Raw genomic sequence first — 18,980 nt, forward strand, 5'->3', positions numbered from 1 at the left:
TGCAGAAATCAGTGGGCTCGTCTCCGAGCGAGGGACAGCACGGCGCGAAGGCTCGATTGTCGGTCGGCGGGACGAGGGAAAGCGTGCGAAAAAAGCTAGAGCATCCACCCGTTGATGTCTGTCATGGGAAGCAGGGACAACCGCGCGGTGCGGGCATCGGTGCGTTTGGGCGCGTGCGTGTGACTCTGTTATATCAACGGCCCTGAGTGTTCTTGCGAGGGTCGCACCATGTCATCGATTGCCGAAGTGAACCGCCCTGAGTCGAAGTTCTGGAGTCTGTCGCGTTTTCCCAACCATCCTCAGGCAGGCCCTGTCGAAGTGATCGATGCGTTGACGATTACCCGGGAGGCATTCATCCGTCGCTACGTCAACCGCAACCGTCCGTGCCTGGTGAAGAATGCCGTGCGCCACTGGCCGGCGTTCCAGAAATGGCAGCAGTTGGACTACTTCAAGGCGAACTCGCGCAACAAGCCGGTGGTGGTGCGTTCGAAGATCGTCTCGGAAGTCATCGGCTGGTCGAAACCCGAGGTCAAGGCGGCGCTGACCGCGTATGCCGACACGGTTTACCGGGAGATGCCGTTTCACGAGTTTCTCGACGGCCTGGGCGAGGGGCATGATCCCCTGGTGGCGGACAGCTGCCGTTTTTCCGAGGGCTCGGCCATCGAGCAGATGAAGGATGACGTCGGCGGCCTGCCGTTCATGCCGCAATTGTCCAAATCCCGGCATTACCCGCCCCATCGCAGTTTCCTCTACCGCAATTCCTATACCGACTGGCATTTCCATGTGGTCGACGAGACTTTCATGGCCCAGGTGGTCGGTGCCAAGGAAGTGCTCCTGCTGCCACCGGACGAGGCCAGTTGGCGGGCGCTGCGGCCGGTGATCGAAGAGGCGGGCTACCTGTATGACATCGATACCCGGCGCTTCCCCGGAACGCGCGACCTGAAGGCGCTGCGCACGGTGGTGGAACCGGGCGATGCGCTGTACATCCCGGTGTACTGGTGGCACGCCGTGCAATCGATGGACGACGCGTTCGGTGCCACCGTTGCGGCAACCTTCCCGACGCCCCTGCATGTCAGTGGCGATATCCGCTCGCCGATCGCCAGGCGGGTGCTGCGTACCTATCTGTTTTCCCGGCTGGCGCCGCTGGTGCTGGGCGCGGTGGCCTACTCCCTGGCCTGGCAGCTGGCGCAGAAGGTGAGTGATCTCTTCAGCCCTCGCGATGTGCGCCCATGAGCCTCTCGCGCCGTCGGCCATCCTTCGACCTGGGACGAAGTTTCTATTTTCTGTGGTGCGGCGAGTCCCTGGCGATCGTCGGCACCGCCCTTATGGAGTTCGCCCTCGGGGTCTGGGTCTACTCCCATACCGGCTCGGCAGTGGCCTTCGCCAACGTGGTGTTGGCGGCGACGCTGCCCGCGGTGGTGTTCCTGCCGTTGGCCGGTGGGCTGGCCGACCGGGTCAGCCATCGACTGATCATCATCTGTTGCGACGTCAGCCTGGCGCTGCTGCTCTTCGCCGTCATGGGGCTGCTCTGGTTCGATCGCCTGGAGCCGCTGCACCTGTATATCTTCAACTGCCTGGCCTCGATCGTCTCGGCCTTCCGCAAGCCGGCCTACCAGGCAGCCGTCAACTCGATCGTCGCCCCCGACAAGTTCACCCGTGCCTCGGGCCTCATGGGGATCAGCAAGAACGCCTCGGCGCTGGTTGCGCCGTTGCTGGCGGGTGCGATCATGGCCCACGCGGGGTTGGTGACCATCCTGGCGGTGGACCTGATCACCTTCTGCTCCGGCACCTTGCTGGTGATCAAGGCCTTTTCCCATCTGCGGCAGTCCTGCGAACGACCTGACAGCCCTGCCAAGGGCACGGTGCTGCACGGAGCGATGGGGAACGTCGCGGCCGCCCTGAGGTTTTTTGCCGGCACTCGGCTGATGGCCGGCCTGTTGGTCTACACCATGCTGCGCAATGCCATGCTGTCGCTGGCCACCCTGATGATGACGCCGTTGCTGCTGTCCACCCTGGGCAGCCAGACCCTGGGCATGGCCTACACCTGGGCGGCCCTGGGCGGGCTCGCCGGTGCCGGGCTGCTGATATCCATGGGCAACCCGCGACGATTGATGGCCCTGGTGGCCGCGGCTGATCTGTTGCTGGCGCTGTGTGTGATCGCCCTGGGTGTGGTCTCCCACGCCTTTGCCTACTGCTCGCTGGCCTTTGTCGCCATTACCGCGGCGAGCGTGGCCGACGCCAGTGTCAACTCGCTCTGGATGCGCAGGATCCCCGCCGGCAACCGGGCGAGTGTCTTTGCCTTGATCAGCATGCTGACCATTGCCACCACCAGCCTGACGATCTTCGTCGGTGGCCTGCTGGTCGACCACTGGTTTCAACCGGCGCTGGTGCCTGGCGGGGCCTATGCCGAATCGATCGGACGCTGGCTGGGGGTCGGCCCGGGGCGCGGGGTGGCAATGCTGTTCGTGGTGGCCGGGGCCTGCTTTGCGCTGTTGGCCCTGAGTGTCCTGTGCCATGGGCCGATGCGCCGCCTGGAGGGCGCGCAGCCCGAGGCGGCACCGCGGCACACGGCTGATCCGGTACAGGCCGACGCCCTGTGAAAAAGCCCTGAAGGCCGCGTGGCGGGCCTGTTGTACCAGATTCCCGTGACAGACAGGCCAGGGGCGCTGGGTCAACCTTTGCAGGCTCTCGCGCAGTCGTCAGGACTGCGCCCGCATCGCCATCCGAGCCGACAACAATCGATAGAGGAGGACCTATGCGTCCGTCATTTTATGATCCCAGTCACTTCCCCAAGCTTCAGCACCTGGCCAACAACTGGGAGGTGATTCGCAAGGAGTTTCTCGCCCTGAATGCGCCGACCCTGACCATCAACCGGGTCGGCAAGCAGATCACCGATATCGTCAACGAAGTCGATGAACACATGGCTGCCGGTGGTCAGTACGGCTGGATCTGGGGCTGGGGCGACAACATGGAAGTGATGCCCGAGTGGACCCAGTATGGCCTGATGGCCTACGACACACCGATTCCCTATGCCCGTGAGGCGATGCCGGAAACCATCGAGCTGCTGACCCAGATCCCTGGGGTCAAGCTCTGTGCCCTGCTGCGCATGGAACCCAACGTGTTCCTGGGCACCCATGCCCATACCGGCACCTGGGAGGAGGGGCTGCTGCACATGCAACTGACCATCGATGCTCCCGTCACCGGCAACTACGCCTACCTCAACGTCAACGGCAACTTCAACCAGAGCACCAATGGCAACCTGGTGATCTTCGATGGCTCGCTCGATCACTTCGCGGTCAATGCCTCGCGGGATTTCCGTACCGTTCTGTACCTCGAGTTCTATCGCGAAAAGAACATGATCGCCGCCTGATAGCGGACGCAGCGGTCCGCGCAAACGGGCCGCTTTGGCCGTCGCCGGCGGCAGGAACGAAGAAGGGGGCGCAAGCCCCCTTTTGTTGTCTGTCCGCAACCGTCAGGCGAAAGTCGGCTGCAGGACTTCTTCCAGGAAGTTGAAGGCGGTCTGCTTGGCCAGCTGGGTGGACTCGAAGAACGCCAGGTGGCTGCCATCGCGTTCCACATGCAGGGTGGCCTCCTCGATCGAGGCGGCGATGTGGCGCGATCCGCCGATATGCGTGGTGGCATCGGCGTCGCCGGCGACCACCAGGGTCGGTACCGCGACCCGCGCCAGCTGCGAGGCCAGCTCGGTCTTGTTCAAGGCGTCGTTCAGGCGCGCATAGCGATAGAACAGCTCCGGGTTGACGTAGGGATAGAGCGCGACATGGGCGATCGGCTCGGGCGTGGTGGCCAGCGTCGCCTGGTCGAGGAACATCGTCTGCAGGTCGCTGGCCTCGTGGCGGTCCTGGGCCGCGGCTTCCATCAGCCACTCGAAGTTCTGCTGATGGGCGGTGCGCAGGTTGTCGTCGCCCAGGTTGTAGTCGCCATGCCACAGGCTCAGGGAACTGACCCGGTCGCCGTGGGCCGCGGCGGCACTGAGGGCGATCACCGCGCCGCCGCAGATGCCCATCAGGTGGGCGGTGGACAGTTCGTAGTGATTCATCACGCTGATCAGGTCGGCGACCTGGGCCTGGGTGTCCACGGCGATGCCATCGAAGGACTCGCAGGCACCGAACAGCCCGCGGGTCTCCCAGGTGACCACGAAGAAGCGTTCGCTCAGTGCGTCGAACCAGTCGCGGCAAAGGTCGAAGGGCATGCCGCAGGGCAGGGCGAGGACGATTGCCGGACGCTCCCGGTGGGTGCCGGCATAGACCGACAGGGCGACGTTGTCGCGGGTGGTCAGGTGCAGCGCCTCGATGTGCGGCGCGGCACCGCTGAAATCGAAATGCTTGAGCGCCCGCTTGAACGCCGTGCTCTCTTCGTCATCGTCGAAGTGATCGTAGCGGTAGTCGAGCGCCTCGCAGATCTTGCGGCTGATAAAGTATTCGAAGGACGACAGCTGGGCCTCGCCCCCGTGCAGGTACTGCAGGGCATGCACGCCGATCCGCGCAAAGGCGGCGTTGACCGCGCGTTCCGTGGCCCTGACGCTGGGCGAGGCCTGCTCGGGGAGCGGGCCATCGCCGTGGGCGAGAAAGCTCAGGCAAACGGGATCGGGCAGGTGGATGGCAAGGTGCCTAAGCATCCTCACGGTCTCGCACAGGCGCAACGTTGCGTCGGTGGAAATAGTCATGGATTTCAACTCCTGTAGGCACATTGCGCAGGCCAACTGTCGTCAGGCTGGTAGGGATCAGGCCACTTCGAATTTCTTGCCGCGGGTGGTATGGGTCACGAGGCGGTTGTAGTCCGGCGTCTTGTTACCGACCACCTGTACCGCGCCGTATTTCTCCAGGCTGATGCGACCGCCGTATTCCTCGATGTGATCGGAGTCCGGGTAGATCTTCACGAACGACGGCACATAGCGCGACGCGAAGCCCATGCGCATTTCCTGGGACTCACCGTTGTGCGGGTAGGAGGCGTGCATCAGGGTCGACCAGAAAATGATGAACTGGCCGGCTTTCATCACCATCGGCACGGCGGCGGATTCGTCGGGCTTGAAGTTCTCGTCGATCTGCAACTGGCGATAGTCGTAGCCGAAGAAACCGCGACGTACGCCGTCCTTGACCACCGAGCTGTTGTTGGCCTCGGGGTCGTAGCTCATGCGCTTGGTTTCGTCATAGTTCATGCTGTTCTGGGTGCCGGGGATGAACTGCAGGCAACCGTTGGCGATGGTGGCGTCGGTGAACGCGGTCCAGACGGTGATGGTACCGCCGAAGTCCTCGTGTTCCGGCCAGAGGATCTGTGGCTTGCCGGAGGCGTTGGCGAAGGTGTCGGCCTGGTGCCAGTCGGTGCCTTCATCGCCTGGGTACTTGGGGAAGAACTCGGTGCGCCAGCACAGTACGTCCGGGCCGAGGATGCTTTCGACGCGGTCGCAGATCTGCGCGCGGCAGATGTGATCGGCCAGGAAGTCGTCATCCAGGTGACGGTCGTAGTTGGCGATGTTGGTGCCGGCGGAGATGGCATCCAGGTCCTGGTAGGCCGCCGCGCTACGGTCGAGCATGCGCAGGCGGGTACGCTTCCAGGCCTCTTTCATTTCTTCCGGCGAATAGGCATCGAATGGGCCGATGAAACCGTTCTTTTCGAACGAGGCGCGTTCTTCCGGGGTCAGGGCGAATTTTTTGCTCACGGGTCTTTCCTTTTGGTCAATGGGCTTGAACAAGGTTGCGGGAGATGTAGTCGGCCAGGACCTTGGCGGTCGCGCCGTTCGCCAGGACACCGGGGTCGAGGCTGATCTGGAAGTGAGTCTTGAGTTTGTTCAGCGAGCGGATCAGGGCCAGGGAGGTGCCGCCGAAATCGAAGAAGTCGTCGTTCAGACCGATGTTCTTCAGGCCCAGGTCCTCGTTCCAGACCTTGAGCACGAACTGTTCGGGAGCCAGTTGCGTGCGGGAGATATAGTCGGCCAGCACCTTGGCGGTTGCGCCGTTCGCCAGGACACCGGGGTCGAGGCTGATCTGGAAGTGGGTCTTGAGTTTGTTCAGCGAACGGATCAGGGCCAGGGAGGTGCCGCCGAAATCGAAGAAGTCGTCGTTCAGACCGATGTTCTTCAGGCCCAGGTCCTCGTTCCACACCTTGAGCACGAACTGCTCGACCTGGTTGAGCTCCGGGTTGCCGGCCGCGCCGACCGGGGTGACGCCGCCGGTGGGCGAGGGCAGTTGCTGCTTGTCGATCTTGCCATGGGCGGTCACCGGCAACTGCGCCAGGGCCAGGTAGGTCGAAGGACGCATGTAGTCCGGCAGGCTGGCGGCCACCAGGGCGGTGACTTCACCACGGACCTGCTCGGTCCAGGCGCCGAGGCCATGGCTTGGGACCACATAGGCCACCAGGCGCAGGTCGCCATCGCCATAGTCGTGTGCGCCGACATGGGCGGCCGCCACGTGCGGGCTGGTCTGCAGGCAGGCCTCGATCTCGCCCGGCTCGATGCGGAAACCGCTGATCTTCAGTTGCTCGTCGCAACGACCGGCGTAACGGTACTCGCCGTCTTCACCCAGGATCAGCAGATCGCCGGTGCGGTAGGCGCGGGTCGAGGTGCCGGGCAACTGGATGAACCGTTCGGCATTGAGGCTGGCACGGTTCAGGTAGCCCTGGGCCACGCCGGCGCCTTCGATATACAGCTCGCCGGCGGTGCCCCGGGGCACCGCTGCCTGGTTGGCGTCGAGCAGGTGCAGCCGCCAGCCATCCAGCGGCTGGCCGACGGAGACGATCGCGCCGGTTTCCAGGTCCTGGCCCAGGACGCGCTTGAAGGTGGTGTGAACGGTCGCTTCGGTGATGCCGTACATGTTGATCAGTGCCGGCTTCTGGTCGCCATGGCGCGCGACCCAGGAACGCAGCACGGTGGTCGGCAGCGCCTCGCCACCGAAGACCACATAGCGCAGGGCCAGGGGCGCCTTGCTGCCACGATCGGCCTCGTCGAGGCCGCGGAAGGCCGATGGGGTCTGGCTGAGCACGGTCACGCGCTGGTCCGACAGCCATTGGCGCAGGGCGCTCGGAGAGCGGGAGACGTCATACGGCACCACGCTGACCTGGCCACCGTGGGCCAGGGCGCCCCAGATTTCCCAGACCGAAAAGTCGAAACCGATGGAGTGGAACATCGACCAGACGTCCTGGGCGTTGAAACCGTAGACGCGTTGTGTGCTTTCCAGCAGGCGGCTGACGTTGCCGTGGGCAACCTGTACGCCCTTGGGCTCACCGGTGGAACCGGAGGTGTAGATGATGTAGGCGGTGGCCTGGTCCGGGTCGCGACGGCCGACATCGGCACTCGGCTCCAGTGCCGGCGCGGACAGCAGTTGGTCGAGTGGCAGCACGCGCAGGGCCGGGCTCTGCGGCAGGTTCGCGGCGTCGCCGATCACCAGGTTCAGGCCGCTGTCGCGCACGATGTGCTCGACACGCTTGCCCGGATACTGCGGATCGATCGGGACATAGGTACCGCCGGCCTTGAGGATGCCCAGCAGGCTGATGACCAGATCGACGCTGCGTGGCAGGTACATGCCGACACGCATGCCATCCTTCACGCCCTCATGGCGCAGGCGCGCCGCGAGCTTCGACGACAGCGCGTCGAGTTGCGCATAGCTCAATGTCCGAGTGGCGTCGGACACCGCCGTTCGCTCGGGAAACTCACGCGCCCGTGCACCGAATATCTCATGCAGGAAAGCACCGGACGTGAGAGGGGCTGGCGCGGTGTTGACCGATTCGCCAGTGTTCTTGATCGGCATGACTTACGCTCCTGTGTAATAACCAGGTGCAGCGAATCGGCGCCTTGACGAGTTGCGCTGCACTTGAGACGTCCCTGCGGCCTGGGGACCCATTGCGAAAGAGCCGGCACGATCCGCAGTGGCCGCATTTCAGCATTGAGCGGTCGCCGGCGTCTGTCGCGGGAAATGGGGACAAAGCCATCACGGGCGGCATACGCGGCGCCTGTCCCGGTTTGCAGTGACAGACAGCTCCCCGCCATCGATGTTCTTATCCTTGCGCGGCGCTGGGACCGGTTCGGTCTCGCGCCATACAACGTGGATGTGAGGGGCTGTGGTCCAGGAGTGTTCAATGAGTCTTCAAGCTAACGCTGCGCCGGTTTTCACCGCTGACGAACTGCCGAATTCGCCGGCCTGGCCCGATGGAGTGGGCGACCCGTTGGTGCGCCTGTCCTTCCTGGCCCCCGGCATCAGCCTGCCGGTGGTGGTCGAGCCCGTCGCGGCCGGCCTGGATCCGGCGCTGTGGGCATCCACGCAACGCGAGGCGATCGAGGCGTTGCTGTGCCAATACGGCGCGCTGCTGTTCCGCGGCTTCGACCTGGGTTCGGTCGCGGCCTTCGAAACCTTCGCCGAGGCGCTGTCGCCGGGCCTGCATGGCAGCTACGGCGACCTGCCGAAGAAGGAGGGTGGGCGCAATGTCTATCGCTCCACGCCCTATCCCGAACGCGAGATGATCCTTTACCACAACGAAAGCTCGCACCTGGAGAGCTGGCCGCGCAAGCAATGGTTCTTCTGCGAACAACCCTCGCGGGTCGGCGGGGCGACGCCGTTGGCCGATATCCGGCAAGTGCTCGGGCGCCTGCCGGCCGAGGTGGTCGAGCGCTTCGAACGCAAGGGCCTGATGTACAGCCGCACCTTTACCGCCGGTGTCGAACCGGGCTGGGAATCGTTCTTCGGCACCTCCTCGCGTGACGTCGTCGAACAGCGCTGCCGCGAGCAGGGCACCGATTTCGAGTGGCTCGACGCCGATACCCTGCAGATCCGCACCCAGTGTCCGGCGGTGATCACCCATCCGTTCACCGGTGAGCGTTGCTTCTTCAACCAGGTGCAACTGCACCATCCATTCTGCCTGGGTGAGGAAATGCGCGAGGACCTGCTGGACATGTTCGGTGCCGACCGCCTGCCACGGCTGGTCAGCTATGGCGACGGCTCACCGATCGAAGACTCGGTCATGGCCCTGATCGGCGAGGCCTACGAGGATTGCGCAGTGCGTTTCGACTGGCGCAAGGGCGATGTGGTGATGCTGGACAACATGCTCGCCGCCCATGCCCGCGACCCCTACGAGGAACCTCGGCTGATCGTCGTCGCCATGGGTGAAATGACCGCCCGGGACGATGTCTGGAAGCCCGTCTGAACGACCCCACGCCGGGTCTCCCAGGACTTTAAACGGCCGGCCGGCGAGCGGGCCCCAGCATTCAAGGACAGTCACCAATGAACAACGGGCAAGAGAAAAAGGCCAAACCCGGCTCGGTCATGCGCCTGCTGTGGCGCAACCATCCCTGGCTGACCCTGATGACCCTGTTGACCGGGGTGATCAGCGGCGTAGCCTCCATCGCGGTGGTCAATGTGATCAACCAGGCGATCCACGAGGAGCGCTTCCAGTGGCAGACGGTGTACTGGTTCGTCGGTCTGAGCGTGGTGGCGCTGCTGTTCCGTAATGGCGCCGCGCTGTTTCCCGCCTATGCCAGCATGCGCATCATGACCCGCCTGCGTATTGCCCTGTGCCGCAGGATCCTGGTGACGCCCCTGGAAGAGGTCGATCGCCGCGGGGCGCCGAATGTCCTGACCATGCTCACCAACGATATCCCGCAATTGAACAGTACCCTGGTGATCATGCCGACGGTGCTGGTGGAAACGGCGGTGTTTCTGTTCGGTATCGGCTACCTGGCCTATCTGTCCTGGATCGTGTTCGCACTGACCATGGGCCTGATCGTGCTGGGGGTCACGCTTTACATGGGCTTTTTCATGGGGGGCATGAGCGTCACCCGCAAGGTGCGCGACGAGTTCACCGCGTTCAACGAATACACCCATGCCCTGGTGTTCGGTCTCAAGGAGCTCAAGCTGAACGGCATTCGCCGCCGCTGGTTCAGCCGTTCGGCGATCGAGGAGTCCTCGACCAAGGTGGCCCGCTACAACTATTTCGAACGGCTCTGGTACACCGCGGCCGACAATGTCGGTCAACTGACCTTGTCGCTGCTGATCGGTTGCCTGCTGTTCGTGGCCCCCATGGCCGGCACAATTGACAGCAAGACCCTGAGCGCCAGTGTGCTGGCCGTGCTGTACATCATGGGCCCGCTGTCGCTGCTGGTCAGCGCCATGCCGCTGCTGGCCCAGGGACGTGTCGCCAGTGCCCGCCTGGCGGAGTTCGGTTTCTCCATCAACGACCCGCATCCCGAACCCGAAGCCCTCGCCAGCGAAACCGCCAACGTGCTGTTCCTGGATCACAAGAGGGACTGGAACAGCATCCAGTTGCAGAATGTGCGCATGAACTACGTGGATCCGATCAGCGGCTCCGGTTTTGCCCTGGGGCCCATCGACCTGACGGTACGTGCCGGTGAGTTGATCTATATCGTCGGTGGCAACGGCTGCGGCAAGAGTACCCTGGCCAAGGTGCTCAGCGGACTCTACATCCCCCAGGAGGGGCAGGTACTGCTCGACGGCAAGCCGATCACCGACACCTCGCGCAACCACTACCGTGACCTGTTTTCCGCAGTGTTCTCCGACTTCCAGCTGTTCAACCGCCTGATCGGCCCGGACGAGCAGGAGGATGCCAGCACGGAACTCGCGCAGAAATACCTGGCGACCCTGGGCCTGGCCGACAAGATCAGCATCGAGGGGATGGGCTACTCGACGACCAAGGCGCTGTCCTATGGGCAGCAGAAACGCCTGGCCCTGGTTTGCGCCTACATGGAAGATCGGCCGATCTACCTGCTGGACGAATGGGCCGCCGACCAGGACCCGCCGTTCAAGCGTTTCTTCTACGAAGAGCTGCTGCCGGATCTCAAGCGCCGCGGCAAGACAGTCCTGATCATCACCCACGATGACCAGTACTTCCAACTGGCCGATCGCATCATCAAGTTGGTGGACGGGCAGATCGTCTCCGACGTGAATTGTGCGGTACAGGGCAAGCGCGCCTGAATACCAGCGCTTCTTGACGCTTCCCGGGAGGCGGCTTCGCCAGGCTGGGCGAGGTCACCCCCGGACCCGACTCAACTTTTAGCTATCGCCACCTTTTCGTCGTGGTGAGGCCGACCCTTTGCGAGAAGAAATGTATGGCGTTTGCTCTGACCGCTGCCCAACGCAATATCTGGCTGGACCAGATGACCCGAGGCGATTCGCCGCTGTACAACATCGGCGGCTATCTGGATATCGAGGGGCACCTCGATCCCGAGGTGTTCCAGCGGTCGGTCGACCTGCTGATGCAAAAGCACGACGCCTTGCGCATGGTCCTGCTCGACCAGCGCGACGAGGAGGGCGTGCCGCTGCAGTCCTTTGCCGAAACACTGCCGATGTGCGTGGCACCGATCGACCTGCGGGGCGAGGCGGATCCCCGGCAGTCTGCCCAGCGCTGGATGCAACGCCAGATCGAGACCGCCTTCGAGATGCGCGGCGGCCCGTTGTTCCGTCTCCATTTGCTCAGGATCGAAGAGCAACGCTATTACTTTGTCATCCACGCCCACCATATCGTGCTCGATGGCTGGGGTATCGATGCGCTCTTCGCTTCTCTCGGTCAGCTCTACAACGCACTGCTCGATGAGCGTACGCCCGATCTGACGGCGCCGTCCTATGTCGACTTCATCGAGGACGACCACGCTTACCGCCAGTCGCCGCGTTTCGCCCACGACCAGGCCTACTGGCTGGAAAAGTACAGCGAGCTGCCCGAACCCTTGCTGCCCCCACGCCACCTCCAGGCCCAGGGCGAAGGCCCGATCCGCAGCGGCCATTTCACCTGCGGTTTTGCCCGGCACTTCGACATCAGCCTCGACGAACTGGCCCAGAGCGTTCAGGCCTCGCGTTTCCACGTTCTGCTGGCGGTACTGTACGTCTACTTCACCCGGATCCATGCGCGCGATGAGCTGGTGGTCGGCGTGCCGATCCTCAACCGTTCCAATGCCAAGTTCAAGAAAACCCTGGGGCTGTTTACCCAACTCAGCGCGGTGCGCCTGAGGTTTGGCGATGAGCTGTCGTTTGCCGAGCTGGTGCAGGGCATCTGTCGGGCGGTCAAGCAGGATTACCGCTACCAGCGTTTTCCGCTCAGCGATCTCAACCGCTTGCTGGAACTGCGCCGTACCGACCGTCTGCAGCTGTTCGACCTGACATTCTCCTACGAGCCGCACCATTACCTGATCCGCTTCGGCCAATCGAGCGCCCGGGTGTACAAGTCCTCGAACGATCATGAACAGACGCCGCTGGCCATCCACCTGCGCACCAACCTCTACGACAATGAATCCCGGCTGCACTACATCTACAACGAGGCGTATTTCCAGGCCGACGAGATCGAGCCGATGGCCGAGCGCCTGCAGCATGTGCTGGACCAGGGGCTGGCGAATGCGCAGTTGCCCGTGCGCGCGTTCTCCGTGCTCAATGCGAGCGATGCCTCGCAGTTGCAGGCATGGAATGCCGGGCAGCAGCCGTTCGCCCAGACGCAGACGATCCACCAGCAGTTCGAGGCCCGCGCCGCCGAGCGGCCGGACGCCGTGGCGCTGGTGCATCAGGACGAAAGCCTGACCTACGGCGAGCTCAACGCCCGCGCCAACCAGGTGGCCCATCGCCTGCTGGCCCTCGGTGTGCGCCCGGATGACCGGGTGGCGATCTGCGTCGAACGCGGCCCGGCGATGATCATCGGCCTCTTGGGGATCCTCAAGTCCGGTGCCGGCTACGTACCGCTGGACCCCGCCTATCCCCGCGAGCGCCTGGCCTACACCCTGGGCGACAGTGAACCGGTGGCCCTGCTGAGCCAGCAGTCGGTGCAGGAAGCCTTGCCGCCGGTACAGGTGCCGGTGATCAATCTCGATGATCTGGATCTACGGGACGAGTCCGTCCGCAATCCGCAGGTGCCGGGGCTGACGCCTGCGAGCCTGGCCTACGTGATCTACACCTCCGGCTCCACCGGTCTGCCCAAGGGCGTGATGGTCGAGCACCGCAACGTCGCGCGGCTGTTCACGGCCACCGAGGACTGGTTCGGTTTCAACGAACAGGACACCTGGGCGCTGTTCCACTCGTTCGCCTTCGACTTCTCGGTCTGGGAAATCTGGGGCGCGCTGCTGCACGGCGGGCGTCTGCTGATCGTGCCGCAACTGGTCAGCCGCTCGCCACAGGATTGCTACGCACTGCTGTGCAGCGCCGGGGTGACGGTGCTCAACCAGACGCCGAGCGCGTTCCGCCAGCTGATTGCCGCCCAGGGCGACAACGCCCAGCCCCATGCCCTGCGCCAGGTGATCTTCGGCGGTGAGGCGCTGGACACGGCGATGCTCAAGCCCTGGTATGCGCGGGCCGTGAATGCCGGTACACAACTGGTGAACATGTACGGCATCACCGAAACCACGGTGCACGTGACCTACTACCCGTTGCAGGCCGAGGATGCCCAGCGCGTGGGAGCCAGTCCGATCGGCAAACGGATTCCCGACCTGCGCCTGTACCTGCTCGATGGCCATGGGCATCCGGTACCGCCTGGCGTGGTGGGCGAGTTGTATGTCGGCGGCGCGGGCGTGGCCCGGGGTTATCTCAACCGTGAGGAATTGAACGCTTCACGCTTCCTCGACGATCCGTTCGACCCGGCCCCCGGGGCGCGGATGTACCGCTCCGGCGACCTGGGTCGCTGGTTGGCCGACGGCAGCCTGGAGTACCTGGGGCGTAACGACGAGCAGGTGAAGATCCGCGGTTTCCGTATCGAACTGGGCGAGATCGAGGCGCAACTGGCCGCCTGCGAGGGCGTGCGTGATGCGCTGGTGCTGGTGCGCGAGGACGAGCCGGGTGACAAGCGCCTGGTGGCTTATGTCATCTCTGCCGCCGGCGTCGAGCTGGACGCCGTGCAACTGCGCGAGCAACTGCGCCTGACGCTGGCCGAATACATGCTGCCGAGCGCCTTCGTCAGTCTGCAGGCCTTCCCGCTGACCGCCAATGGCAAGCTCGATCGCAAGGCCCTGCCGGCGCCTGCGGCCGAGGCCTATGCCCGGCGCGAATACGTGGCCCCCGAGGGCGCGGTGGAAGTGACCCTGGCCGGGTTGTGGGCCGAGTTGCTCGGCGTGGACAGGGTGGGGCGCCACGATCAGTTCTTCGAACTGGGCGGCCACTCGCTGCTGGCGGTGAAACTGCTCGAACGCATGCATGAGGTCGGCCTGAAGGCCGATGTGCGGGTGCTGTTCGGTCAGCCGACCCTGGCCGCCCTGGCGGCCGCCAGCGGCCACGCAAGCGAAGTGCAGGTCCCGGCCAACGGCATCCCCGCCGGTTGCCGGCACATCACCCCGGACATGCTGCCCCTGGCCCGATTGAGCCAGGCCCAGATCGACCGCGTGGTCGCCGGCGTGCCGGGTGGCGCGGCCAATGTCCAGGATATCTATGCCCTGGTGCCATTGCAGGAAGGCATTCTCTATCACCACTTGAGCAGCGACGAGGGCGATCCCTACCTGTTGCGGGCTCTGCTGCGGGTCGACCGTTTCGAACGGTTGCTGGATTTCAGCGAGTCCTTGCAGGCGGTGATCGACCGGCACGATATCCTGCGCACCAGCGTGGCCTGGGAGGAACTGGACGAGCCGGTCCAGGTGGTCTGGCGCCAGGCCCGGCTGCGCCTCGAGGCGTTCCTGCCGCATCCGGATCAAGGTGACGTGGCGACCCAGTTGCAACAGCACTTCGACCCGCGCCGGATGCGCCTGGATCTGCACCAGGCTCCGATGATGCGTCTGCACTACGCCGAGGATGCCGCCAACGGCGGTTGGGTCGCAGTCCTGCTGTTCCATCACCTGATCGACGATGCCACTTCCCTGGCCCTGCTGGGCCGGGAGATCGAGGCCTTCAGTCAGGGCCGGGGCGCCGAGCTGGCGCCTTCGGTGCCGTATCGCAACCATGTCGCCCAGGCTCGCCTGGGGGTGAGTCGTGAAGAGCATGAGGCGTTTTTCCGCGAGATGCTCGGCGATGTCGACGAGCCGACCCTGCCCTTCGGCCTGCAGGACCTGCAGGGCGACGGCAGCGGCATCGAGGAGGCCCACCTGCCGGTGGATCCGGTCCTGGCCGGGCGGCTGCGGGATCAGGCCCGGCGCCTGGGGGTGAGCAACGCCAGCCTGCACCACCTGGCCTGGGCGCAGGTGGTGGGGCGTCTGTCCGCTCGCCAGGACGTGGTCTTCGGCACCGTGCTGATGGGCCGCCTGCACGGTGGCGAGGGCGCCGATCGCGCCCTGGGCATGTTCATCAATACCCTGCCGTTGCGAATCGCGGCAGGGGAGCAGGGTATCCAGGCAGCCGTGCGCACGACCCACGGGCGACTGGCGGCCTTGCTCGGTCATGAACATGCACCGTTGTCGCTGGCCCAGGCTTGCAGTGGCGTCGCGGCGCCGACCCCGTTGTTCAGCGCGCTGATGAACTACCGGCATGCCGCCGTGGGTGCCCAGGCACCGGAGGACGTCGGTCAGGCCAGGATCTGGGGTGGTGTCGAAGTGCTCGGTGGCGAGGAACGGACCAACTATCCGCTGTCGCTGTCGGTGGACGATCTGGGGGATTCCTTCGGCCTGACCGTTCAGGCCGTGGCCGGAGTCGGCGCGCAACGGATCTGCGGCTACCTGCATACCGTGCTGGAGCAACTGGCCGAAGCGCTGGACAGCCGGCCCGATGCACCACTGCACAGCCTGGACTGGTTGCCGCCGCAGGAGCGCCGGCAGCTGCTGGAGGACTTCAACGCCTTCGATCGCGCCTATCCGCCAGGACTGCTGGTCCATCAACTGTTCGAGGTCCACGCTGCCGCACAACCTGACGCCGTGGCCGTCACCTATGAAGGCCAGCGCCTGAGTTATGCCGAGCTGAACCAGTGGGCCAACCAGATTGCCCACCGGCTGATCGCCGAGGGCATCGGCGCCGACGACCGGGTGGCGATCTGTGTCGAGCGCAGCCTGGAAATGGTCGCCGGCCTGGTGGGCATTCTCAAGGCCGGTGCCGGCTACGTGCCGTTGGACCCGTCGTACCCGGCCGAGCGCCTGGCCTATATGCTGGAAGACAGCGCCCCCAGGGTGCTGCTGACCCAGCGTGGCCTGCGCGAGCGTTTCCCCCAGGCGACCATGCCGGTGTTGCGGCTGGAGGCCGAGGCCAGGGGCGAGAGCGGCATCGACGCCGCGCCCCGGCACAATCCGCAGCTCCCGGCGCTGACCTCGGCACACCTGGCCTACCTGATCTACACCTCGGGTTCGACAGGTTTGCCCAAGGGCGTGGCCATGCCCCACGCGCCACTGGTCAACCTGATGCAGTGGCAGATTGCCCAGGCCGCCGAGCAGGGCCGGCCCGTGCAGCGTACCTTGCAGTTCGCCGCCCTGGGTTTCGACGTGGCGTTCCAGGAAGTCTTCAGCACCCTGTGTGCCGGTGGCGAGCTGTCGCTGATCCATGCCGATATCCGCCTGGATTTCCGCCGGCTGTTCCAGCATATCTGCCAGCAGCGCATCGAACGGCTGTATATGCCGTGCATTGCCCTGCAAGCCCTGGCCGAGGCCATGGCGGCCGAAACCGGGCAGCCGGCCTGCGCCTTGCAGGATGTGATCACCGCCGGTGAGCAGTTGCGGATCACCGGGCCGATGCGGCGCTTCTTCGAGCGTCTGGACGCGGCGCGTCTGCACAACCACTATGGCCCGACCGAATCCCACGTCACCACGGCCCTGACCCTGAGCGGCGATCCACAGGCCTGGCCGACCTTGCCGAGCATCGGCCAGCCAGTGGCCAACACCCGTATCTACCTGCTCGATGAACAACGCCGGCCGGTGCCGGTGGGGGTAGCGGGGGAGATCTACATTGGTGGAGCCTGCGTCGCCCGAGGCTATCTGAACCGTGATGAACTGACCGCCGAACGCTTTATCGCCGATCCGTTCGCCACCACCGGAGGGGCGCGCCTGTACCGGACCGGTGACCTGGGTCGCTGGCAGCCCGACGGTCATATCGACTACCTGGGTCGCAACGACGACCAGATCAAGATTCGCGGTTTCCGTATCGAACTGGGCGAAATCGAGGCGCGCCTGGGCCAGTACCCTGGCCTGCGGGACACGGCGGTACTGGCCCGTGAGGACCGTCCCGGCGAAAAACGCCTGGTGGCGTATTTCAGCCTGCAGGACGGCCAGGCGCTTCCCGAGGCCGATGACCTGCGCCTGCATTTGCAGGCTTTGCTGCCCGACTACATGATTCCAGCGGCCTATGTGCACCTGGAAAAACTCCCGGTTTCGCCCAACGGCAAGTTAGACCGCCGCGCGCTGCCCGAACCTTCGGCCGATGCCTTCGTCAGCCGCGACTACCAGGCCCCGGTCGGTGCCATCGAAACCAGCCTGGCCGCGCTCTGGTGCGAAGTGCTGGGTGTCGAACGGGTCGGCCGCCAGGATCATTTCTTCGAGCTGGGCGGTCATTCGTTGCTGGCGGTGAAACTGATCGAGCGCATGCGCCAGGCCGGCCTGAGTGCCGACGTGCGCGTGCTGTTCGGCCAGCCGACCCTGGCGGCGCTGGCGGCCGCCGTGGGTGGCGGGATCGAGATAGTCGTGCCGGCCAATGGCATTCCTGCCCACTGCGAGCGCATCACCCCGGATATGCTGACCCTGACCCAGCTGGACCAGGACAGCATCGACCGTATCGTCGCCGGCGTGCCTGGCGGTGTCGGCAATGTGCAGGATATCTACCCGCTGGCGCCGTTGCAGGAAGGTATCCTCTATCACCATATCAGTGCCGAACAGGGCGATCCCTATCTGCTGCAGGCGACCTTTGCCCTGCAGGACCTGGCTCAGCTGCGCCGTTTTGCCGACGCCCTGCAAGCGGTGATCGATCGCCATGACATTCTGCGCACGGCGTTGCTCTGGCAAGGTCTGGAGCAGCCGCAGCAAGTGGTTCTGCGCCATGTCGAACTGCCGCAGGAGCAATTGCCGCTGGACCCGGCCGAGGGCGATATCCTCGGCCAGTTGCAGCGTCGCTTCGACCCCCGCGAATGTCGCCTGGACCTCACCCGGGCCCCGCTGATGCGCCTGGCGTTCGCCGAGGATCCGGCCAACCGGAGGTGGGTGGCGATCCTGCTGTTCCACCATATCGCTCTCGATCACACCGCGCTGGACGTGATGAGCGCAGAGATGCTCGTCCATCTGCAGGGCGTGGCCGGGCAACTGCCGGCAGCCATGCCATACCGCAACTACGTGGGCCAGGCGCGCCTGGGGGTGAGCCGCGAGCAGCACGAAGCGTTCTTCCGCGAGATGCTCGGCGATGTCGAAGAGCCGACCCTGCCGTTCGGCCTGCTGCAGGTGCAGGGCGACGGGCGGGGCGTCAAGGAAGTCCGCCGCGATCTGCCGGCGGATCTTTGCCAACGCCTGCGCACCCAGGCCCGGCAACTGGGGGTGAGCGCGGCGAGCCTGCATCACCTGGCCTGGGCCCGGGTGCTGGGTGGCGTCAGTGGGCGTGACGACGTGGTGTTCGGCACGGTACTGCTGGGGCGGATGCAAAGCGGCGAGGGCGCGGATCGGGCGCTGGGGATGTTCATCAACACCCTGCCGTTGCGCGTCGACGTTGGCGCCTGCGGGGTGCGCGATGCGGTGCGCCAGACCCACCAGCGCCTGACCGCGCTGCTCGGGCACGAACATGCGCCATTGGTCCTGGCCCAGCGTTGCAGTGCGGTGGCGGCCTCGTCGCCGCTGTTCAGCGCGCTGCTGAACTACCGGCACAGCCCGGCACGCGAAGCCAGCGGTGGCGATCAGTGGGCCGGAACCCAGGTGCTCGGCGTGCTCGAACGGACCAATTACCCTTGCACCTTGTCGGTGGACGATCAGGGCGAAGGTTTCCTGTTGAGCGTCCAGGTCACGGCCGGAGTCGACGGTGAGCGGGTCTGCGGCTATATGCAGACGGCCTTGACCGAGCTGGTCGAGGCTTTGGAGTGCACGGCGGATGTGGCGGTGCGTGACCTGGCGCTGCTGTCGCACGCCGAACGCCGGCATCTGCTGGAAGATTTCAATCCCGCTGCCGTGCCTT

At 64.9% G+C, this 18,980-nt stretch carries 9 protein-coding genes; 6 read left to right on the forward strand and 3 right to left on the reverse strand.

Going from position 1 to position 18,980, the window contains the following annotated elements; translation table 11 throughout:
- Positions 1-228 precede the first annotated feature (228 nt).
- The 3 genes from PF66_RS16810 to PF66_RS16820 all read left to right on the forward strand — a co-directional run bounded on the left by PF66_RS16810 (position 229) and on the right by PF66_RS16820 (position 3,370).
- Entirely contained in the window at positions 229-1,233 is a 1,005-nt protein-coding gene (locus PF66_RS16810; RefSeq protein ID WP_054056602.1) for a cupin-like domain-containing protein, read from the forward strand.
- Positions 1,230-2,600: an MFS transporter gene (locus tag PF66_RS16815; RefSeq protein WP_054063319.1), complete on the forward strand. Its 1,371-nt coding sequence runs from the start codon at positions 1,230-1,232 to the stop codon at positions 2,598-2,600. The genes PF66_RS16810 and PF66_RS16815 overlap by 4 nt, the downstream gene beginning before the upstream one ends.
- A 155-nt stretch (positions 2,601-2,755) precedes the next feature.
- Positions 2,756-3,370: an aspartyl/asparaginyl beta-hydroxylase domain-containing protein gene (locus PF66_RS16820; RefSeq protein ID WP_054056604.1), complete on the forward strand. Its 615-nt coding sequence runs from the start codon at positions 2,756-2,758 to the stop codon at positions 3,368-3,370.
- 102 nt (positions 3,371-3,472) lie between these two features.
- On the opposite strand, the gene syrC is transcribed toward PF66_RS16820, so the two are convergent.
- The 3 genes from syrC to PF66_RS16835 are packed head-to-tail and all read right to left on the reverse strand — an operon-like array spanning position 3,473 to position 7,760.
- A complete protein-coding gene (gene syrC, locus PF66_RS16825) occupies positions 3,473-4,684 on the reverse strand; it encodes a syringomycin E biosynthesis aminoacyltransferase SyrC (RefSeq protein ID WP_054063320.1) in 1,212 nt (403 codons plus the stop codon).
- 57 nt (positions 4,685-4,741) lie between these two features.
- Positions 4,742-5,677, reverse strand: coding sequence for a syringomycin E biosynthesis L-threonyl-[L-threonyl-carrier protein] 4-chlorinase SyrB2 (gene syrB2, locus PF66_RS16830; RefSeq protein WP_017904096.1), 936 nt, complete (start codon positions 5,675-5,677; stop codon positions 4,742-4,744).
- Between the two features lie 16 nt (positions 5,678-5,693).
- The gene (locus tag PF66_RS16835) at positions 5,694-7,760 is read right to left on the reverse strand and encodes an amino acid adenylation domain-containing protein (protein ID WP_054063321.1); all 2,067 of its coding nucleotides are present in this window, start codon (positions 7,758-7,760) and stop codon (positions 5,694-5,696) included.
- Positions 7,761-8,088: 328 nt separating this feature from the next.
- Between PF66_RS16835 and PF66_RS16840 the strand changes: the two genes are divergently transcribed.
- From PF66_RS16840 to PF66_RS16850, 3 genes are all read left to right on the forward strand, one after another.
- Positions 8,089-9,150, forward strand: a complete 1,062-nt coding sequence (locus PF66_RS16840) for a TauD/TfdA family dioxygenase (protein WP_054063322.1) — start codon at positions 8,089-8,091, stop codon at positions 9,148-9,150.
- Positions 9,151-9,227: 77 nt separating this feature from the next.
- Positions 9,228-10,934 (forward strand): cyclic peptide export ABC transporter, encoded by a 1,707-nt coding sequence (locus PF66_RS16845; protein ID WP_054056608.1) that lies wholly within the window; start codon positions 9,228-9,230, stop codon positions 10,932-10,934.
- A 134-nt stretch (positions 10,935-11,068) separates the two neighbouring features.
- Positions 11,069-18,980: non-ribosomal peptide synthetase (locus PF66_RS16850; protein WP_152973042.1), on the forward strand; the 7,912-nt coding region annotated here is incomplete at its 3' end.

The sequence above is a fragment of the Pseudomonas asplenii genome (assembly GCF_001293465.1).
Classification (GTDB): domain Bacteria; phylum Pseudomonadota; class Gammaproteobacteria; order Pseudomonadales; family Pseudomonadaceae; genus Aquipseudomonas; species Aquipseudomonas fuscovaginae_B.